1 rRNA gene is annotated in these 351 nt (G+C 47.6%); it reads left to right on the top strand.

Annotated elements, in window-relative coordinates:
- Positions 1–351: ribosomal RNA gene (locus INR60_RS17200) — 23S ribosomal RNA — on the top strand; the annotation flags it as partial.

Here is a 351-nt window from a genome sequence, read left to right as displayed (position 1 = left end):
AAAGGCGTAGGTGATGGACAATCGGTTGATATTCCGATACCACTATTATCGTTATTATCGATGGTGTGACGGAGAAGGATAGAGCGTGCTAGCTATTGGATGCTAGTCTAAGCGTTTAGGGAGTTAGGATAGGCAAATCCGTTCTAACAATTCTGAGGCGTGATGGGGAAGGTTCTAAGGAACCGAAGTGCTTGATTCCATGCTTCCAAGAAAAGCATCTAGAAAGAGAAATAGTGCCCGTACCGCAAACCGACACAGGTAGGTGAGGAGAGAATCCTAAGGCCGGCGGAAGAATTGCAGTTAAGGAACTAGGCAAATTGACCCCGTAACTTCGGGAGAAGGGGTGCCTGC

The organism is Clostridium chrysemydis (genome assembly GCF_015234215.1).
Lineage (GTDB): Bacteria > Bacillota > Clostridia > Clostridiales > Clostridiaceae > Clostridium > Clostridium chrysemydis.
Note: the sequence above shows the minus strand (reverse complement) of the source record. Positions and strands in the feature narration are given on the sequence as shown.